The organism is Halomonas sp. KAO (genome assembly GCF_015595025.1).
In the GTDB taxonomy this organism is placed as follows: domain Bacteria; phylum Pseudomonadota; class Gammaproteobacteria; order Pseudomonadales; family Halomonadaceae; genus Halomonas.
The window spans coordinates 249,334-268,225 of sequence record NZ_JADNRL010000026.1; the positions used below are offsets into that span (position 1 = coordinate 249,334).

At 65.7% G+C, this 18,892-nt stretch carries 20 protein-coding genes and 1 riboswitch; of the genes, 12 read left to right on the forward strand and 8 right to left on the reverse strand.

Annotated elements, in window-relative coordinates:
• A partial coding sequence (locus IOC61_RS14955; protein ID WP_195689529.1) for an IS481 family transposase occupies positions 1-706 on the forward strand: 706 nt, incomplete at its 5' end.
• A gap of 167 nt (positions 707-873) precedes the next feature.
• On the opposite strand, the gene IOC61_RS14960 is transcribed toward IOC61_RS14955, so the two are convergent.
• Both IOC61_RS14960 and gloA read right to left on the reverse strand, forming a co-directional pair.
• Entirely contained in the window at positions 874-1,842 is a 969-nt protein-coding gene (locus tag IOC61_RS14960; protein WP_195689530.1) for a glycine betaine ABC transporter substrate-binding protein, read from the reverse strand.
• Between the two features lie 112 nt (positions 1,843-1,954).
• Positions 1,955-2,488: a lactoylglutathione lyase gene (gloA, locus tag IOC61_RS14965; protein ID WP_195689531.1), complete on the reverse strand. Its 534-nt coding sequence runs from the start codon at positions 2,486-2,488 to the stop codon at positions 1,955-1,957.
• A gap of 278 nt (positions 2,489-2,766) precedes the next feature.
• Between gloA and IOC61_RS14970 the strand changes: the two genes are divergently transcribed.
• From IOC61_RS14970 to IOC61_RS14985, 4 genes are read left to right on the forward strand one after another with little or no spacing between them, the layout of a single operon-like run.
• Positions 2,767-3,111 carry a hypothetical protein gene (locus IOC61_RS14970; RefSeq protein WP_195689532.1) on the forward strand — a complete coding sequence of 115 codons (345 nt, stop codon included), beginning with the start codon at positions 2,767-2,769 and terminating at the stop codon, positions 3,109-3,111.
• Between the two features lie 52 nt (positions 3,112-3,163).
• Positions 3,164-3,670, forward strand: a complete 507-nt coding sequence (locus tag IOC61_RS14975) for a C40 family peptidase (RefSeq protein WP_195689533.1) — start codon at positions 3,164-3,166, stop codon at positions 3,668-3,670.
• A gap of 41 nt (positions 3,671-3,711) precedes the next feature.
• Positions 3,712-4,392 (forward strand): response regulator transcription factor, encoded by a 681-nt coding sequence (locus IOC61_RS14980; RefSeq protein ID WP_195689534.1) that lies wholly within the window; start codon positions 3,712-3,714, stop codon positions 4,390-4,392.
• Positions 4,389-5,774, forward strand: a complete 1,386-nt coding sequence (locus IOC61_RS14985) for an ATP-binding protein (protein WP_195689535.1) — start codon at positions 4,389-4,391, stop codon at positions 5,772-5,774. The genes IOC61_RS14980 and IOC61_RS14985 overlap by 4 nt, the downstream gene beginning before the upstream one ends.
• Before the next feature lie 24 nt (positions 5,775-5,798).
• Here IOC61_RS14985 and IOC61_RS14990 read toward each other — a convergent pair whose 3' ends face one another.
• Both IOC61_RS14990 and IOC61_RS14995 read right to left on the reverse strand, forming a co-directional pair.
• Positions 5,799-5,966, reverse strand: a complete 168-nt coding sequence (locus IOC61_RS14990; protein WP_195689536.1) for a hypothetical protein — start codon at positions 5,964-5,966, stop codon at positions 5,799-5,801.
• 178 nt (positions 5,967-6,144) lie between these two features.
• On the reverse strand, positions 6,145-6,753 hold the full coding sequence (locus IOC61_RS14995) for a CBS domain-containing protein (RefSeq protein WP_195689537.1): 609 nt from the start codon (positions 6,751-6,753) through the stop codon (positions 6,145-6,147).
• Positions 6,754-6,887: 134 nt separating this feature from the next.
• On the opposite strand from IOC61_RS14995, the gene nhaD reads away from it, so the two are divergent.
• From nhaD to thiE, 3 genes are all read left to right on the forward strand, one after another.
• Complete coding sequence (gene nhaD / locus IOC61_RS15000; RefSeq protein ID WP_195689717.1) at positions 6,888-8,354, forward strand: sodium:proton antiporter NhaD; 1,467 nt, start codon at positions 6,888-6,890, stop codon at positions 8,352-8,354.
• 46 nt (positions 8,355-8,400) lie between these two features.
• Positions 8,401-8,499: riboswitch (TPP riboswitch) on the forward strand.
• A 32-nt stretch (positions 8,500-8,531) separates the two neighbouring features.
• Positions 8,532-9,353, forward strand: a complete 822-nt coding sequence (gene thiM / locus IOC61_RS15005; RefSeq protein WP_195689538.1) for a hydroxyethylthiazole kinase — start codon at positions 8,532-8,534, stop codon at positions 9,351-9,353.
• Positions 9,343-9,957, forward strand: a complete 615-nt coding sequence (gene thiE, locus IOC61_RS15010) for a thiamine phosphate synthase (protein ID WP_195689539.1) — start codon at positions 9,343-9,345, stop codon at positions 9,955-9,957. The genes thiM and thiE overlap by 11 nt, the downstream gene beginning before the upstream one ends.
• A gap of 24 nt (positions 9,958-9,981) precedes the next feature.
• On the opposite strand, the gene IOC61_RS15015 is transcribed toward thiE, so the two are convergent.
• The 3 genes from IOC61_RS15015 to IOC61_RS15025 all read right to left on the reverse strand — a co-directional run bounded on the left by IOC61_RS15015 (position 9,982) and on the right by IOC61_RS15025 (position 13,266).
• Entirely contained in the window at positions 9,982-10,857 is an 876-nt protein-coding gene (locus IOC61_RS15015; RefSeq protein ID WP_195689540.1) for a DMT family transporter, read from the reverse strand.
• A 112-nt stretch (positions 10,858-10,969) separates the two neighbouring features.
• Positions 10,970-12,388: a serine hydrolase gene (locus tag IOC61_RS15020; RefSeq protein WP_195689541.1), complete on the reverse strand. Its 1,419-nt coding sequence runs from the start codon at positions 12,386-12,388 to the stop codon at positions 10,970-10,972.
• Positions 12,389-12,504: 116 nt separating this feature from the next.
• Positions 12,505-13,266 carry a TSUP family transporter gene (locus IOC61_RS15025; RefSeq protein ID WP_195689542.1) on the reverse strand — a complete coding sequence of 254 codons (762 nt, stop codon included), beginning with the start codon at positions 13,264-13,266 and terminating at the stop codon, positions 12,505-12,507.
• 199 nt (positions 13,267-13,465) lie between these two features.
• On the opposite strand from IOC61_RS15025, the gene IOC61_RS15030 reads away from it, so the two are divergent.
• The 4 genes from IOC61_RS15030 to IOC61_RS15045 all read left to right on the forward strand — a co-directional run bounded on the left by IOC61_RS15030 (position 13,466) and on the right by IOC61_RS15045 (position 17,556).
• Positions 13,466-14,374 (forward strand): 3-keto-5-aminohexanoate cleavage protein, encoded by a 909-nt coding sequence (locus IOC61_RS15030; protein WP_195689543.1) that lies wholly within the window; start codon positions 13,466-13,468, stop codon positions 14,372-14,374.
• Positions 14,371-15,327 carry an L-carnitine dehydrogenase gene (locus IOC61_RS15035; protein ID WP_195689544.1) on the forward strand — a complete coding sequence of 319 codons (957 nt, stop codon included), beginning with the start codon at positions 14,371-14,373 and terminating at the stop codon, positions 15,325-15,327. The genes IOC61_RS15030 and IOC61_RS15035 overlap by 4 nt, the downstream gene beginning before the upstream one ends.
• Positions 15,327-15,782, forward strand: a complete 456-nt coding sequence (locus IOC61_RS15040; RefSeq protein WP_195689545.1) for a thioesterase family protein — start codon at positions 15,327-15,329, stop codon at positions 15,780-15,782. The genes IOC61_RS15035 and IOC61_RS15040 overlap by 1 nt, the downstream gene beginning before the upstream one ends.
• Positions 15,783-15,948: 166 nt before the next feature.
• Positions 15,949-17,556 (forward strand): BCCT family transporter, encoded by a 1,608-nt coding sequence (locus tag IOC61_RS15045; RefSeq protein ID WP_027960703.1) that lies wholly within the window; start codon positions 15,949-15,951, stop codon positions 17,554-17,556.
• Between the two features lie 109 nt (positions 17,557-17,665).
• Here IOC61_RS15045 and IOC61_RS15050 read toward each other — a convergent pair whose 3' ends face one another.
• A complete protein-coding gene (locus tag IOC61_RS15050) occupies positions 17,666-18,775 on the reverse strand; it encodes a hypothetical protein (RefSeq protein WP_195689724.1) in 1,110 nt (369 codons plus the stop codon).
• Between the last annotated feature and the right edge of the window lie 117 nt (positions 18,776-18,892).

Below are 18,892 nucleotides of genomic sequence, written 5' to 3' on the forward strand. Positions count from 1 at the left end.
GCGTCAGCGACGCCAGACCTATTGCCAGATTGCTCAGGCGCTGGGGGTTGGCCAGAGCACGGTGGCGCGCATTCTCAAGCGTAAAGGGCTGAATCGTCTGGCGGCGCTGACGCCGCCAAGGCCCGATAATCGCTATGAGCACGCCGCCCCCGGAGATCTCTTGCATCTGGATATCAAGAAGCTCGGCCGCTTCGAGCGCCCGGGGCATCGGGTCACCGGCGATCGCCAACAGGCCACGCGTGGCGCGGGGTGGGAGTATGTCCATATCGCCATCGACGATCACTCGCGGGTGGCCTTCGGCAGCCGCTACCCCGATGAAACTGGCTGGAGCGCGTGTTACGCGCTGTTGGAGGCCATGCGCTATTACCGAGGGCTGGGGACTCGCTTCACGCGGGTGCTCACCGACAATGGCGCTTGCTACCGATCCAGAGCGTTTCACCGCCTGTGCCGGCGACTGGGGCTGAAGCACAAGCGCACTCGCCCCTATACGCCCCGCACCAACGGCAAAGCAGAACGATTCATTCAAACCGCTCTGCGCGAATGGGCCTATGCCCGGTCGTACAAGAGCTCGAAGGAGCGAGGCCAGCATCTACTCGCCTGGCTCCATCAGTACAACTGGCATCGACCGCATGCCAGCCTGAATTATCAGCCTCCGGTGAGCCGGCTGGGGCTTTCCGTGAACAACCTGGTGGGTTTACACATCTAGCTGTGCAACCCCATCGGGTCAGGCACTCCCGCCGCATGCCAGTGGCACCATCATGCCAGTAGCACCACCGAACGGCGTGGCGCTGGTTCACCATGCTTCCAAAAGCATCAAGGCCGCCCGTAGGCGGCCTTGATGCGGCAACGATGGGCAGCGCCTCATCGACCGATTCAGGCGTCGGGAATCTCCAGTGCTTCCTGAACCACCGGCCAGGCTTCCTTGCCACCGTCTCGGGTGGTCACGCCCTCCAGGAAGGCCTTGACCCGCTCGGGGTTGTCGCGCAGCCACTCCAGTGCGACCTCCTCGGGCGGGCGCTCCTCGAAGCTGAAGCCGTAGATCATCGCACTCTGGTCGTCGGCGCTGAACACCAGCTGGTCGAGCAACCGGGTAGCATTGGGGTTCGCTTCGGCGAAGCGGCGGGTAACCAGCGAGATAACGTCGCTGCGGCCACCATCCGGACCCCAGGCATCCTCTGGGTCATCGAGGAAGCGGATGTCGTATTCGATGGTCATCCAGTGGGGCGTCCAGGCGTAGAAGACGATCCACTCATCCTTGGCCATGGCCGCCCGCGCCTGGCTGAGCATGCCGGGTGTCGACGTTTCCGACAGTTCCCACTCGTCGAGGCAGTAGGTGCCGTTGTCCTGCATCTCGGCCAGCAGATCGCTGGTCCCCGAGCCCACCTCGATGGAGTAGAGCGTGCCGCCGGCCTTGCCCCGCAGCTCTTCACTGCAGAGATCCTCGGCCGAGGTGTAGCCTTCATCATGGATGTAGGTGGGTACCACGAAGCCCAGCCGTGCACCGTCGACGTTGGTGCCCAGATCGACCAGCGGATTGTCGCTCTGCATGGCGGTGTCGTACATGCCTTGCTGAGCCGGCAGCCAGGCGGCCAGGTAGGCGTCGAGCTCACCCTGGCCAAGTGCCTGATAGGTGATGGTGGACCCCACCTCCTGTGACCGACTCTCATACCCCAGTGCATTCAGCAGCTGTGAGGCGAGCTCGGTCTTGACCGTCACGCCGGGCCAGGGCGGCACGGAGAAGCGTACCGTGGCAGGCTCCTCGGCCTGGGCGGTCATGGCCAGCGGAGCGGCCAGCAGGGCACCAGCCAGGGCCAGGGTGATAGGTCGACGTGGCAAGTTCATCGGGTCTCCTTGGCAGTTCATGCCATGTATGGACATGAACTTACCTTATCGCCCTCCGGCGTGGAGGGCAAAGACGCCGCCTTCCACGAAACGCCTCTGCGCCGACGCGATCTCAGTCGCCCATCGCGGCAAGCCGGTCGGCCTGAACGACCTCGATCCAGTAGCCATCGGCGTCCTTCACGAACACCACGTTCTTCATCTTGCCCTGGTCGGAACGCTTGATGAACTCGACATCGTTGGCGTCGAACCACGCCTCGGCCGCCTCGAGATCCGGCACGCTGAAGCAGATATGTCCGAAGCCCTGGGGCTCGGCATTGCCGTCGTGATAGGCGAAGTCCTGCTGCTCCTCGGTGCCCCAGTTATGGGTCAGCTCCAGCAGCCCCTTCTGGCTGAAGGTCCAGACGGTACGCTGCCCGGCCTCTTCCGGCACGGCGTCATCCTTCTCCAGGCGGGCCAGGAAGTAGAGCGAGAACTGCATCTCCTCGAAGTCGAGGCGGCGCACCACCGACATGCCGAACACCCGCGAGTAGAAGGCCAGGGCCTTCTCGGGGTCCTTGACCCGCAGCATGGTGTGATTGAGGCGGAATCCCTCGGTCTCGGCCGTGGGGACCTGTACCCCGGGATGCTGTTCACCCTGGAAGCTCATGGATCACTCCTGTTTTGCGCGAATGTAAGCATAGATATGGGGGCGAAGACGGCGGTTTTCCAGCCAGGTCAATCTGCATAAGAGCAACACACAGCAGCTATACATAAGCACTACATATAAAAGCTATACAATGCATCACCTTTACGCCTTCTCACTCCGAAAATTGCCAGAAAAAGGCCAACTTCGGCTTGAGTGGCGCCACAATAGCTCTACACTTCCTATACAGGGATGATGCTTTCCGCTTGCCATTCGGCTGAATCAACCTTAGAGGCCTCCCCATGAACGCCCATGCCTACGACCTTCACGACCGTATCACCCTGAAACAGCTGGCCAACGCCCTGAACCACGGCTTCACGCCTGTCGTCGAGATAGAGTCCATGGATGGCATCTATACGGTGCGCTTCCATCACGGCACAGGCGTCTGTGAGCTCGCCGACGCAAAGGGCAACACTCGCACCTTCCTGGGTACCGGAGAGATTCGCGATCTGCTTGGCAATCTGGGGCTGAGCCACGGGGTATTGACCTGGTCCGATCAGTGCGGCGACGAGATGATCGGGGTGCCCGGCCATGCCGTGACACCCGATGAAATGCTTGCCTATGGCACGCGCATCGCCTTCCGTTAGTGCGTTCGCCGGACTAGGCTAGGGGCGAACTTGCCGCCCGCGTGGAGCTCGAATGCCCCCTTTCCTCTCCGTTTATCTACCTCCGGTATCGATACGACTGATCGCTCTGCTGTTGCCCCTGATGCTGCTTACCGGCTGTGCCGGCAAGCAGCTGGCGGTGGAGGATCCGCCGCCTCACGAAGGGCTCTCCATCGATCGCGTGCTGATACTCGCCGCGGCCGAGCGCACCCTGGGCACACCCTATCGCTTCGGCGGCAACACCCCCTCAGGGGTCGACTGTTCGGGCTTGGTGCAGCTGGCCTACCAGGCCGCGGGCATTGCCGTCCCACGCACCGCCGACGACCAGTTTCGCCAACTGCCGAAGGTGGACCGCGCCCGCCCGGGCGACCTGCTGTTCTTCGACACCAGCGGAGGCGGCAAGGCCAGCCATGTCGGCATCTATCGCGGCAATGGGCAGATGATCCATGCCCCTGGTCGTGGCCGCCGAGTGGAGACCTCGCCGGTGGAGATCGATTACTGGCAGGAGCGCTTTCTGGGTGCCGCCGCCCTGGTACCCTGATCTCCAGTTTGACAAGCCAGCCCCCAAGGAGAGAACAACCGATGCGCATCCTGCTGGTGGAGGATGATCCAAGCCTGGCCGCGGGCATCCGCCTGGCCCTCAAGCCGGAACACTACACCGTGGACCATCTTGGCGATGGGACCATGGCCCTCGCCGCCCTGCAGGGCGACGAGCCCTTCGATGCCGTGATTCTCGATCTTGGCCTGCCGGGGCTCGACGGCATGCGGGTGCTGGAGGCCGTGCGGCGGAGCGGCAATCGGGTGCCGGTGCTGGTGCTCACCGCCCGGGATGCCGTGGATGACCGTATCGAAGGCCTCGATGCCGGCGCCGACGACTACCTAGTCAAGCCCTTCGAGGTCGCCGAACTCAAGGCGCGGCTGCGCGCCCTGCTGCGCCGCAGCCAGGGCCAGGCCACACCGCTGCTGGAGTGCCGTGGCATCCAGCTCGACTCCACCAGACGCCAGGTGAGCTACCAGGGCCAGGAGATCACCCTGTCGCGCCGTGAGTTCACCCTGCTTCAGGAGTTCATGAGCCATCCGGGGCGGGTCTTTACCCGCGATACCCTGACCCGCCTGGTCTACGGCTGGGAGGAGGACGTGGAGAGCAATGCCATCGAGGTGCATGTCCATCATCTGCGTCGCAAGCTGTTCCCCGGCCTGATCCGCACGGTACGCGGCATCGGCTATGTGCTGGACCGTGCGCCTCAGGAGGCCGGAGCGTGAGCTCCATTCGTCGCCGTACCCTGGGACTGGTACTGCTGGTATTCGGCGTCAGCATGCTGGCCATCGGTCTGGTCAGCTACCGCTACGCCGCCCACGAGATCGAGGAACTCTATGATGCCAGCCTGGCCCAGAGTGCCCGCCTGCTGGAAGGGTTGATCCAGGCACCACTACCGGAGGGGCAGCGACAGGCATTGCTGGCCAGCCTCGAGAGTGCCCTGCTGCGAGCCGAGCAGTCGGACAAGCGCTTGGCCGGCCATCGTTACGAGAGCAGGCTGGCCTTTCAAGTGTGGGAAGATGATCGACTGGTACTGCGATCGGCCAGCGCTCCGCCCGAGCCGTTCACCGATGCGCCCCCCGGCTATGCCAGCAGCCAACGGGCGGACCATGACTGGCGGGTCTATATCCTCGACCTGCCCGAGTCGTCGCGGCGGGTGATGGTCGCCGAGCGTGATGACGTGCGCGGTGAGCTGATTCGCGCCGTGGCCCTGCGCACCCTGCTGCCGGACCTGATCGGCCTGCCCCTGCTGGCTCTGCTGCTGTGGTGGGCCACCGGCCGTGGGCTGCGGCCGCTATCGCGGCTGGCCGCGGCGATCCGCCAACGCGATCCCCACAACCTGCAGCCGCTGGTGATGCAGTCCCTGCCCCGGGAACTGGACACCATCGTCGGTGCCCTGAACCGCCTGCTGGAACGCATCCGGCATCTACGGGTACGCGAGAAGCGCTTTATCGCCGATGCCGCCCACGAGCTGCGCACCCCCCTGGCGGTGCTCGACCTGCACGCCCAGAACGCCCTGGCCGCCGAGGACCCCGCCGACCGCCACGAGGCGCTGCAGGAGCTACGCGGCGGCGTGTCCCGAGCCACCCGGCTGGTCTCCCAGCTGCTGACCCTGGCACGCCTGGAGCCCGAAGAGGTGGAGCAGGAGGCGGCGCCGCGTGTGGCGAGCAATTTGCTGATCGAGGTACGCGAGGCGCTGGCCGAGCTCTCGCCGCTGGCCATCGAGCGAAACCAGACCCTGGACCTTGTCGCCGACGAGGCAGATGACTGGCAACTGGCCGCCGAGCCGGGCGCCATCGGTATCCTGGTACAGAACCTGGTCGGCAACGCCCTGCGCTATAGCCCGGACGGCGGCCGGGTGACGGTGGCCCTGGAGGCCAGTACGGACCGCCTGATGCTGCAGGTGGATGACCAGGGCCCGGGAATCCCCGCCGCGGAGCGCGAGCGCGTCACCGAGCGTTTCCATCGCGTCGGCCCCGGTGCCGGTGCCGGCCTGGGGCTATCCATCGTCGAGCGCCTGCTGGCCCGCCACGGCGGCACGCTCGATCTCGGCCCCGCTCCCGGGGGTGGGCTGCGTGTCGTGGCGATGCTGCCCCGGGACGCCTGAGCTTCGCGTCCCTCCGCAACCTCCCTACTCGTCAGCCAACGACGCTTGCGGCTCCCCATCGGTCGACACTGTCTTCTCGCCCCCAGCCTCGTCCCCACCGAACGTCATCCCCAATACGCGCCTGTCGACATAGTGCAGCAGCCCTAGCTGAAAAAGCAGCACCAGGAAACACCAGAACAGTGCCTTGATCATGGCCCCCTCCTTTCGAAGGCTCACAGCCTTCATGCTTGTGATTGCGATTCCGCCGTCGACAGAGAAGGCGCCTTCGTCGTCAAGAACTCGACAGCGTCCTGAGCATCCTCGCGATAGCTTCGCTGAAACACCGCCAATACCTATCGCGACATGGCCTGTGCCAAGGTCATCCACTGCCTCACAGATCATGTCCCATCATCATCCTGTAGGTATCTGCAAAGCTATTCGCCGTTGCCACCTCCGGCGTTGCGCTCTCCGTCCGCCCGACGGCCCGTCGAATATCAGCCGCCGAGACCAGGCCACGAATTCGCAGGCTTCCCTGCTGATCGCGCTCGGTCACCAGCAGGTGCTGGTCGGTCATCGATTCCAGTGATAGCAGCAGGTCGCCAATGGTTAAAGTGGCAAGCTGCTCCAGCGGCATGGCCGAGAGCTTCTGCCAGGGTGTCATGATCATGCCCACGGTCACCTCATCGCTCGAGAGACCATGCTGTTGCTGGGCAAGCGTGATGCGACGACCACCAATGACCTCACGGGCTGCCAGCACGCCGATGCAACACTGCTGATCATCGATGACCAATAGCAGGCGAAATCCACCATGGCGCATCATCAAGTGGGCCTCATTGACATCGGCATCGGCCCGAATCGTGCGGGGAGCCACCCGCAAGAAGTCCGTGAGCATCTCGAGGGCAGGATTCAATACGCTGAACCCATCCCGGGCAGGGGTAGCCAGCCGCGGGGCTGCCTCGAGCCGACTGAGAGGCATGAAGGAGGCGTGTAACTGGTTCATGGGATTACTCCTGTGCGGGGTAAATGGGTACCACCGGCATTCATTTATTTACATTCACAGGACTCCCTTAAGGCAGCCTTAAGGCTAGAACAGCTATCATGCTGCCCCCTCTTCCTCGACGCTTCACTGCCACCATGACATCTCCCCTGAACGCCCTCCGCCAAGCGCCTTACCGCCTCGGCGCGTTTCTGTTTCTTGGTTTTTGCTGCCTGGCCATACCCTCTCTTGCCATGGCCAGCGCTGGCCCCCTCGATCTCACTGGCTCAGGGGTCGGCGTGATCTCGGTGGCACTCTTCGTGCTCGCCTACGCCCTGGTCATGTCCGAAGAGCTGCTGCACATGCGCAAGTCGAAGCCGGTGCTGGTCGCCGCCGGCCTGATCTGGGCGCTGGTGGCCTGGGCCTACACCAGCGCCGGACTGCCCCAACAGGCCGAGACGGCCTTTCGCGAAACGCTGCTCGAATACACCGAACTGCTGCTCTTCCTGCTGGTTGCGATGACCTATATCAACGCCCTGGAGGAGCGCCGGGTATTCGATGCGCTGCGCGCCTGGCTGGTACGCAAGGGGTTCAGCTACCGCAGCCTGTTCTGGATCACCGGCTGTCTCGCCTTCTGGATCTCGGCCATCGCCAACAACATGACCACCGCCATGTTGATGTGCGCCGTGGTGCTCAAGGTGGCCGAGGGCGACGACCACTTCATCCGGCTCTGCTGCATCAATGTGGTGGTGGCATCGAACGCCGGGGGCGCCTTCAGCCCGTTCGGCGACATCACCACGCTGATGGTGTGGCAGGCCGGCCAGCTACCCTTCGGCGCCTTCTTCCAGCTGCTGGCGCCTTCGCTGGTCAACTTCCTGGTACCGGCGCTGGTAATGAACTTCTTCATTCGCAACCGCAAGCCTCCGACCCTCACCGAGGAGGTGTGGCTCAAGCGCGGTGCGCGGCGCATCATCCTGCTATTCCTGCTCACCGTGGCCATCTCGGTGCTGTGCCACTCGGTGCTCGGCCTGCCGCCGGCCATGGGCATGATGTTCGGGCTGGGGCTGCTGCAGTTCTTCGGTTACTTCCTGCGCCGCAGCCTGCCACGTTCACTGGACAGGAAGCGCACCCGTTATGCCCAGCGCGGTGACTGGAAGAAGCTGGAGCAGCTCGGCAGCGTGGTGCCCTTCGATATCTTCAGCCGTATCGCCCGCGCCGAGTGGGACACCCTGCTGTTCTTCTATGGCGTGGTGATGTGCGTGGGCGGACTGGGCTTCATGGGCTACCTGGCCCTGCTCTCGGAGACGCTCTACGGTGGCTGGAACCCGCTGTGGGCCAACATCGTGCTGGGCATCGTCTCGGCGGTCGTCGACAACATTCCGGTGATGTTCGCCGTGCTCTCCATGGCACCCGACATGTCCGAGGGCCATTGGCTACTGATCACCCTGACCGCCGGTGTCGGTGGCAGCCTGCTCTCCATGGGCTCCGCCGCCGGCGTGGCGCTGATGGGACAGGCTCGCGGGATCTACACCTTTGCCGGCCATCTACGCTGGGCGCCCGCCATCGCCCTGGGCTATGCGGCCAGCGTGGCGACGCACCTGATGATCAATCACTCCCTGTTTTAAGATCGATGCACGGGCTTTACAGGCTTATCCGGGGCAGGGATAGTGATGCCCACGACAGGGGCGCCGCGGCATCCACCGCGGTTGAGACGCACCCTTGGAACCTGACCCGGATCATGCCGGCGTAGGGAGTCGTGCAGCCCACCCCGGCGACTGCACCTCCCGCGCCCGGGAGGAATGATGACTACCGCCATCCGCGGACCGATCGACCCCGCCGCCCACCTGGCACGCCTGCGCGAGCGGGCGCCGCTGATTCACAACATCACCAATCTGGTGGCCATGAACCCCATGGCCAATGTGCTGCTGGCACTGGGCGCCTCGCCGGCCATGGTGCATGCCCGCGAGGAGGCCGCCGAGTTTGCGGCGCTGGCCGATGCGCTGACGATCAACATCGGCACCCTTTCGCCCCACTGGCTGGCCGCCATGGAGGAGGCCGCCGAGGCCGCACAGCTGGCGGGCAAGCCCTGGGTATTCGACCCGGTGGCAGTGGGTGCCACCGCTTATCGCCGCGAGGCAGGCCAGCGCCTGCTGGAACATCGACCGACGGTGATTCGCGGCAACGCCTCGGAGATCCTCGCCCTGGAGCGTCAGGGCAGTGGCGGTCGCGGGGTCGACAGCAGCGACCCCATCGAGGCCGCCGAACAGGCCGCGATCACCCTGGCGCGGCGCACCGCGGCGGTGGTGGCGGTCACCGGTGAGGTCGACCTGGTCACCGATGGCCGGCACCTGGCCCGGGTGCCGGGTGGTCATCCCCTGATGCCCCGGGTCACCACCCTGGGCTGCGCCCTCACCGGGGTGGTGGCCGCCTTCCTGGCAGGGGCCGAAGATCCCTTCGCCGCCAGCGTGGCGGCACTCGCCTGCTACGGCGAGGCGGGACGCCGCGCCGGTGAGGTGGCCAGCGGCCCCGGCAGCTTTGCGGTGGCCTTCCTCGATGCCCTCTACGCCCTCGACCACGACCAGCTTGTCACCCTGCCCACCCTGGAGGTGTCCGATGCGCCTTGATCTTTCCCTGTACCTCGTTACCGACCCGAGCCTGTGCGCCGGCCATGGCCTGGAGAAGACCGTCGTGGCCGCGGTGCGCGGTGGCGCCACGGTGATACAGCTGCGCGACAAGCACGCCGGTGACGGTGAGCTGATCGACCAGGCCCGGCGCCTGAAGGCAGCGCTTGCCGGCAGTGGCGTGCCGTTGATCATCAATGACCGCCTGACGGTGGCGGTGGAGAGCGGCGCCGACGGCCTGCATATCGGCCAGGACGACGGCGAGGTGGCCGCGGCCCGAGCGGCACTGGGGGAGCAGGCGATCCTGGGGCTCTCGGTGCAGACCCTGGACCAGATGGCCCGCCTCGACGTCGAGCGTCTCGACTACCTGGGGCTGGGTCCGGTCTTCGCCACCCCGAGCAAGCACGATCATGCCGCACCCCTGGGTTTCGAAGGGTTGGCCAGCCTCGTGGCGGCAAGTCCCCTGCCCAGCGTGGCGATCGGCGGACTCAAGGCGGAGCATGCCGCCGCGGTACGCCAGGCCGGCGCCCAGGGCCTGGCGGTGATCTCGGCGATCTGCGGCATGCCGGACCCGGAGGCCGCAGCGCGCGCCTTCTATCCCGACTAAATCATGCCCCGACTGATGCCTGGGTCAGGCGGTCGGGCGCCGCGCGAGCGAGGTGCGCCGCTCGTGGTAGGCGATCGCCAGGCCGCTGGCGATGATCAGGCTGCCGCCGACGAAGACCCAGAGGTCCGGCACCTCGTCCCAGAACCACCACCCCAGCAGCACCGCCCATAGCAGCGCGGTGTAGTCGAAGGGCGCCACCAGGGCGGCCGGTGCGTAGCGAAAGGCCAGGGTCAGGCCGGTCATGGCGCCCACGCCGAGGAAGCCCGCCATCAGGAAGGCCGGCCAGTGCAGGGGCGCCGGCATCTGCCACACCCACGGCAGCGTCGTGGCAGACACCAGCAGCGGCACCAGGGTGCTGTAGAAGACCAGCGCCCAGAGGTGCTCGCGGCTACCGTAACGCCGCGCGGTGATCATCGTCAGCGCGTAGAAGACCGCCGCGCCGACCACCACCAGGGCCCCCAGCTGGAAGCTCTCGCCACCCGGCCGCACCACCACCAGCACGCCCACAAAGCCCAGCGTGGTGGCCAGCAGTGTCGGCCGGTCGACCCGCTCACCCAGCAGCGGTACCGAGAGCAGGGTGACGAACAGCGGGGCGGCGAAGGCGATGGCGGTCGTCTCGGCCAGGGGCAGCAGGGTCAGCCCCCACATGAAGCAGATCATGGTGCCGGTGAAGATCAGGCCACGCAGCAGATGCACACCGGGACGCCGAGTGCTCAGGGTGCGCAGGCCACCGTTGAAGCGCGCGATCAGCGCAATCAGCGGCAGCGACACCAGGGTGCGAAAGAAGATGATCTGCAGCGGCGAGTGCACTTCGCCCAGCCACTTGGTGATGGCATCCCCCAGCGCCAGGCAGAGCACCCCCAGGCACATCAAGCCGATTCCCTTGAACGACTCAGACATCGCGACTCCCCTTCCCGATCGTCCCGCATGACAAAAGCACCACCCCGTCGATCAGGGATCGACGGGGTGGTATCGAGATAAGGCTAGAAGGTTCGCAGACGAACGGCAAGAACTAGAGGGTGGCGTTGACCACCATGCAGTCGATGCCATCCCGAACCAGGCTTCGACAGGCGCGATAGGCCTGGTTCTCGTCGAGATTGACCAGGCGGGCACGGAACAGGGATTGCGGCCCGGGTACCTCATGGACATCCACGCGGGCATTGGCCAGGTCGCTGGCCAGCCGGTCGGCGGCACGGCCGGCCAGGTTGCGGGCGTTGTCGGGGCTGCTGAAGGCGCCGACCTGGATACCCCAGCCGCCTCTGGGCCCCAGCGGCTCGAGGCGCTGGGTGGTACGGCTGACCGGTGCATCGGCTCGGCCGATCAGTTCGCGAATCGGGTCGTTGGCGGAGCCCTGGGCGGTCTCGGGCAACGCCGAGGCCGCGCGGGGCAGCGGCTCGGGCGCCTCCAGACTGGCCACCTGGACCGCCGGCTCGGGTGGCAGACGACGCGTTACCCGAGCGGCTGGCTCAGGCGTCTGGCGGCTTGCCACCTGCACGGCCGGCGGAGCCGACGGCAGCGTGCGGCTGGGCACCGGTGCCGCCCGAGGCAGATCCATGCGCTCACCCGAGAAGTCGGCCTGGGCGACCCAGTCACCGCGCCCGAACAGCGAGGCCCGCACGAAACCGCGGTTCAGCAGGTCCGCCATATGGGCGTCGCGGGAGGCCGCGGTAAAGCCTCCCATGACCACCGACACCAGCCGACGTCCGTCGCGCACCGCCGAGGTCGCCACATTGAACCCCGAGGCGCGGATAAAGCCGGTCTTCAGGCCGTCGGCACCGGCATAGTTGTCGAGCAGGCGGTTGTGCCCGGTGATGGTCTTGCCCTTCCAGTCGAAGCTGGTGCGCGAGAAGTAGTGGTAGTACTGGGGGAAGTCCTGCATCAGACGCAGCGACAGGGTCGCCATGTCGCGGGCGGTGGTGGTCTGGCCGGCGTCGGGAAGACCGTTGGCATTGCGGAAGGTGGTGCGACTCATGCCCAGCTCGCGCGCCTTGTCGGTCATCATGCGGGCGAAGTTGGCCTCGCTACCGCCCAGCGCCTCGGCCACCACCACGGCCACGTCATTGGCCGACTTGATGATCAGCGCCTCGATGGCGGTCTCCACCGGGATCGTCGAGCCCGCCTTGACATAGAGCTTGGAGGCGGGCTTTCCGGCCGCATAGGAAGAGACCGCCAGCGCATGATGCAGGCTCAAGCTACGATCCTCGAGCGCCTCGAAGAGCAGGTAGAGGGTCATCATCTTGGTCAAGGAGGCCGGGTAACGCGTCTCCTCGGCGTTGGCGGCATGCAGAATCTCGCCGCTTTCCACATCGACGACGATGGCCGCATAGCGAGGGTTGGCCTGCGCCACCCCGGCCAGCAGCACCGCCAGGCTCACCAGTAGCCCGAACGCCAATAGCCGTGAGCGGCCCATGGCCATGATCGCGGTCACCATAGTCTTCTCCCTCGAATGTCCCGAAGCGCTTTTTTTGAGGTTTCTAAAGGCATTATGGCCAGCATGACACCAGTTTACAGTGTCAGTTGCCAAAAAAAGAGGCGTCCTCCATCCCCTCACCCCATCAGCCGGGACGCCCCCAGCCAGACCAGTCGCAACGCCAGCAGCGTCAGGGCCCACTTGAACAGCGTATCGAAGCGGTGATCCGAAAGCCGACTGAGCAGGCGCAGCCCCAGCCAGGTGCCAAGAAACCCCGAGGCGATCATGGCCAGCATCAGTCCCAGCCAGTCGCGAAACACGAAGCCGGCCATGCCGAACACGAAGGCCTTGGTCAGGTGCTGTGCGCTCATGCAGGCCGAGAAGGTGGCCACCTTGGTCAGCCGGTCGGCCTGACCCTGCTTGATGAAGGCGGCCACCATGGGTCCACTGGCACCCACCAGGCTGGAAAGCAGTGTGGTCAGGGCGCCGGCCAGCAACACCCCGGCACGCCCGAGGGCACGCCTGGGCAAGCCCGGCCCCCAGCAGCTGTAGAGCACGAAGGCGGCGATACACAGCTCCAGCAACCCGGCAGGCAGGCGTATCAGTAGCCAGGCCGCCGCCAGGGCACCCAGTACCACCCCGGGCAGGAAGGCCGCAATCACCTTGCGGTCGACATGACGCCAGGTCAGCGCTACCCGCCCGACATTGGAGCCCGTCTGCACCATGCCGTGCACCGGGATCAGCGCCGCCGCCGGCATCACCTGGGCCAGGGCCATGATCAGCAGCAACCCGCCGCCAACCCCTACCGCCGCGGTAAAGGCGGAGGTAAACACGGAAATCACGATCAGCAGCAGATTGATGCCGGCGGAGAGCGGCGACAGCAGGTCGAGCAGCAGCATTGGGGCTCCCGGGGAGGATTTATTGCGGCGTCCAAGGGTAGCGAGAAAGCGCTCCGCAGGCCCTTATTTATTGACCATGTTCCGCGCCAGCCCCCACAACCGTCGTGTTTAATCAATCAAATGTCGCTTACCGCCAACAATGTGTATCGATGGCTGGCCACACTATGCGGGTCAAATCCTCCAACACAGGGAGCGGAGCATGAACCGCAACGTTATTCTGACCTGCGCCGTCACCGGTGCCGGCGACACCACCGGCAAGAACCCCAATGTGCCGGTCACCCCGCAACAGATCGCCGATAACTGCATCGAGGCCGCTCGCGCCGGCGCCAGCATTGCGCATATCCACGTGCGCGACCCGGAGACCGGCGGCATCAGCCACTCCTTGGACCACTTCCGTGAAGTAATGGAGCGCGTTCGCGAGGCGGACGTCGACATCGTCATGAACATCACCGCCGGCGGCGGTGGCGACTGGATCCCCGATGTCGAGGACCCGACCCGCGGCGGCCCGGGCACCGATATCCAGACGCCCGCCCAGCGCCACGAGCCGGTGGGCGAACTGCTGCCCGAGCTGTGCACCCTGGACTGCGGCAGCCTCAACTTCGGCGACATGGTCTATATCAACACCGCCGACTGGCTGCGCGAGCACGCCCGCCTGGTGCAGGCCGCCGGCGTCAAGCCGGAGCTGGAGTGCTTCGACCTGGGCCACGTCTGGTTCGCCCGCCAGCTGCAGCAGGAGGGGCTGATCGACGGGGACCCGCTCTACCAGCTGTGCCTGGGCATCCCCTGGGGCGCCGAGGCCGACCCGGAAACCATGCTGGCCATGCGCAACAAGCTGCCCCAGAACGCCAACTGGGCGGCCTTCGGCATCGGCCGTCACCAGATGCCGATGGTGGCCCAGGCGATGATGCTGGGTGGCCACGCCAGGGTCGGCCTGGAGGACAACCTCTACCTCGAGAAGGGCGTGCTGGCCACCAACGGCGGCCTGGTCGAGAAGGCCGGCAACCTTATCGAGACCCTGGGCGGGCGTGTCATGACCCCGGCCGAGACTCGCGCGCATCTCAAGCTGCGCGACCCGAGCACCGGCAAGGTCGTGGGAGGTGAAGCATGAGCCAGCAACTGAGTGTCATCGGCACCGGCGTCATCGGTAACGGCTGGATCGCCCGGGCCCTGGCCCAGGGCTGGGATGTCGTCGCCTTCGACCCGGCGCCCGAGGCCGAAGCCCGCACCCGCGCCTTCGTCGACAACGCCTGGAGCTCGCTCGAGAAGCTCGGCCTGGCCGAAGGGGCGAGCCCCGAGCGGCTACGCTTCGTCGCAGGCCTGGAAGAAGCCGTCGAGGGCGCCGACCTGATCCAGGAAAACGTCCCCGAGCGCCTCGAGCTGAAGCGCGAGATCCTCGCCGCCCTGGATGCCGCGGCGGCGACGGAGACCATCATTGGTTCGTCGACGTCCGGCTTCAAGCCCAGCGATCTTCAGCAGGATTGCGCCAAGGCTCCCGGCCGGGTGATCGTCGCTCATCCCTTCAACCCGGTCTACCTGCTGCCGCTGGTGGAGCTGGTCGGCGGCGAGGCTACCGAGACCGCACAGATCGAGGCCGCCCAGGCCCTCTACCAGGATCTGGCCATGCGCCCGCTGGTGGTGCGTCGCGAGATCGAGGGGCATATCGCCGACCGCCTGATGGAGGCGTTGTGGCGCGAGGCGCTGCATCTGGTCAACGATGGCGTGGCCACCACCGAGGAGATCGATGCCGCCGTGGTCTACGGCTGCGGCCTGCGCTGGTCACTGATGGGCACCTTCCTGACCTTCCATCTGGCCGGTGGCGAGCAGGGCATGCGGCATATGCTCGAACAGTTCGGCCCGGCGCTGAAGTTGCCGTGGACCAAGCTGGAAGCTCCCGAGCTCACCGATGAGCTGATCGACAGGGTGGTCGATGGCTGCGAGCATCAGGCCGCCGGCCGGCCGGTCGCCGAGCTCGATCGCCGTCGCGATGACTTCCTGGTCGAGCTGCTCGACCTGGTGCAGAAGTACTGGCCCGAGGCCGAAGGCCTCGAGGGACGCATCTGATGGTGATCCTGGAGAGCCGTGTCGCATCGGAGTGGGTCGACTACAACGGCCACATGAACGACGCCGAGTATGCCCGGGTGTTCTCCCTGGCGCTGGAGGCGCTGATGGATCATATCGGCCTGGACGCCGCAGGACGCGAGCGCCACGGCTATACGATCTACACCCTGGAGACCCACCTCTGCTATCGCCGCGAGGCCCACGAGGGGCAGCCACTGAGCGCCGCCGTGACCCTGCTGGATCGTGACGCCAAGCGTCTGCATGCCTTCCTGGAGATGCACGACGAGGAGGGCAACCTGCTGGCCACCAGCGAGCAGATGCTGATGGGCATGAACCAGGCGAGCGGCCGACCGTCGCCCTTTCCGCCGGAGGTCGTGGAGGCCATCGCCACCCTGCCCCAGGCAGAGGCTTCGGCCTGGCCGGCCCTTGCAGGCCGCACCATCGGCATTCGGCGCTAGGACTCGATGCTGTTCGACGACGGTGCCGCCCTCGGGCGGCACTCCGGGATCGCCGGCCCGTTGCCCGGTTAAAGAGGACAAGACCATCGCTAATCACACACCCCCCATTCGTCCCTCATCCCCACCCAAGGATGACTCCCCCTATGTCGAGCTCGACACCGACTACATGGTCACCGAGCTGGCCCAGGGTGGATTCTTCCAGGGCATGCACCGCGGCATGACCCTTACCTCCGCGCTGCTGGTGCTGTTATTTGTGGCTTTCACCGGCTTCGGCTCGGAGACCGCAAGCACTCTGTTCGGCGCCACCCGCACCTGGATCGAAAGCACCTTCAGCGGCTACTACCTGATCACGGTGATGCTGCTGTTGACGGTCTGTGCGTTCATCGTCCTCAGCCGTTACGGCAGCGTGCGTCTGGGCCCCGATGACAGTCGCCCGGAATTCAGCAACTTCGCCTGGTTCTCGATGCTTCTTTCCGCCGGTATCGGCATCGGCATCCTGTTCTTCGGCGTCGCCGAACCGATCTTCTATCTCGACGATACCGGCGGCTTCGGCTACCCCAACAACCCCCACGCCGACATGGCCGGGGCCACCGCCATCGGCTATGAGCGGGCCATCGACGCGCTGCGAGTCACCGTCTTCCACTGGGGACTGCACGGCTGGGCCATCTACGTGATCGTCGGCATGTCGCTGGCCTACTTCGCCTATCGCAAGGGGTTACCCCTGGCGCTGCGCTCGGCACTCTACCCCTTTATCGGTGAGCGGATCTTCGGCCCACTGGGGCATCTGTTCGATATCCTCGGCGTGCTGGGCTGTGTCTTCGGCGTCGCGACCTCCCTGGGCCTGGGCGTCAGCCAGATGGCCGTGGGCCTGGAGCGCCTGGTGGGTATCGGCTCGGGCCTGCCGACGCAGCTGATCCTGATCGCCCTTATCTCGGTGATCTCGATCCTCTCCGCCGTTACCGGGGTACGCCGCGGCATCCGCATCATCTCGGAGATGAACATCTGGACCTCGCTGTTCGTGGTCGGTGTCTTCCTGATCGGTGGACCCACCCTGTGGCTGATCACCGCCTTCGGCGAGACCCTGCTCGACTATGCGATCAACTTCATTCCCATGGGACTGTGGTTCGCGGACGAGCCGGCGACGGAGACGTGGCAGCAGGGCTGGACCATCTTCTACTGGGGCTGGTGGCTGGCCTGGGCGCCCTTCGTCGGGCTGTTCATCGCACGTATCTCCAAGGGCCGCACCCTGCGCGAGTTCGTGCTGGGTGTCCTGCTGGTCCCCACCCTGATCATCTTCGTCTGGCTGATCATCTTCGGCGGCAACGCCATGTATCAGGAGCTCAATGCCAGCGGTGGCCCCGGTAGCGCCGGCATCATCGAGCTGGTCAACGCCTGGCAGCTCCCCGCCGCGCTGTTTGCTACGGCCGATGGCATCGTGGGTACCGGCGTGTTCGGCTGGATACTGTCGGCGCTGATGGTCTTCCTGTTGATGAGCTGGTTCGTCACCTCCTCCGACTCCGGCACCCTGGTGTTGACCACCATCCTGTCGCTGGGTGACGACGAGCCGCCGGCACGCTTCCGGGTGTTCTGGGGTATCGTCATCGGCCTGGTGGCCGCGGTGCTGCTGGTGGCCGGCGGTCTGACGGCGCTGCAGACGGCGCTGATCGCCGCCGCCCTGCCGCTGAGTGCCGTCATTCTGGTGATGACCGTGGGGGTGCTGGTCTCGCTGCTGCGCGAGACGCGCCGAGCCAGGCAGGCCATCAAGCAGAGCTGACCCCTCGGGGCACAAGACACCCTGCTCCAATGACAAGGCCCGCCCCGGAACGTTCGGGGCGGGCCTTGTCTTTGACGGCCCGACGGCTTGCCGGGGCCTGTCTCTCGGCTCAGTAGCGGCCGAGTGTCGCTTCCAGCTTGAACAGCCGTGCAGAGAGCTCACCGGGGGTCATCACCGGGGTCTCCGGGGCCACCGCGGACGGCCATGCCTCGAGAGTGGACTCATAGGCCGCGAGCAGCTCATCATAGGTAGCCTCCTCATAGAGGCCGGCCTGCTTCTCGAGCAGCGATCTGGCCGTCAGCACGAAGCCACGGCTGTCCTGATACTCGACGACATTGACGAAGCGACCATCATCCACCGCTTCCTCGTACTCGTGCAGTGCCTGGCGCAGCAGCGCCAGCTGGGCGCGACTCTGGAAGGCCACATCGTCACGCAGCTCGCCATCCACGTCATGCATGGCGTCATCGATCGCCTCGAGCGCAGTCGTGTAGGCATCGGCCTTGCTCTCCCACTCGCCGCCGCCACGCATCGTCTCGACCAGCGCTTTCAGATTCGACTCCATGCCCTTCACGCCGTGCGCCTCAAGGGCCGGCTCCAGCATCTCGTAGTGCTCATGGATGGGGTGGCCGAAGTGTGGCTGGGCGGCGGCCTGCTCACCGGCCTGGTAGAGCTCGCGGGCCACGGCAAGATGGCCTTTCATCATCGCCAGGTTGGTGTAATACACGCCGGGGTTGCTGACGTCGATGGCATAGCCGCCTTCACCGCCTTCACCGCCTTCACCGCCTTCACCACCTTCGCCGCCTTCGCCACCTTCGCCACCTTCACCGCCGGCGGAGACGTTCAGATAGTCAAAGACCGCATAGGGGTCGGTCGCGGCGCTGCCTTCACCGCCCTCGCCGCCTTCACCGCCTTCGTGGTGATGGCCGGCTTCACCGCCCTCGCCACCTTCACCGCCTTCTCCGCCTTCGTGGTGATGGCCGGCTTCACCGCCCTCGCCACCTTCACCACCTTCACCGCCTTCGTGGTGGTGGCCGGCTTCACCGCCCTCGCCACCTTCACCACCCTCGCCGCCGTGATCGGCCTGGGCCAGCAGCAGACTGTCGGGACCCTGGGTATAGTCGACAGCGGGCTCGGCCTCTGCCCAGCCGGCAGTGCTGGTGCCAAGCAGAACGCTGGCGCCGACGCCGACCCAGAGCTTGGTGCGGGTGCTGTTTGTCATGCAGACCTCCTTATTTATACATTTGACAGCTTATACGTTTGACAGGGGGTGGCCCTACAGGCCGATAGGAGCACGGGCGTAGAGTGCCGGCTTGGAAAGCTCAATGCAAACGATTCC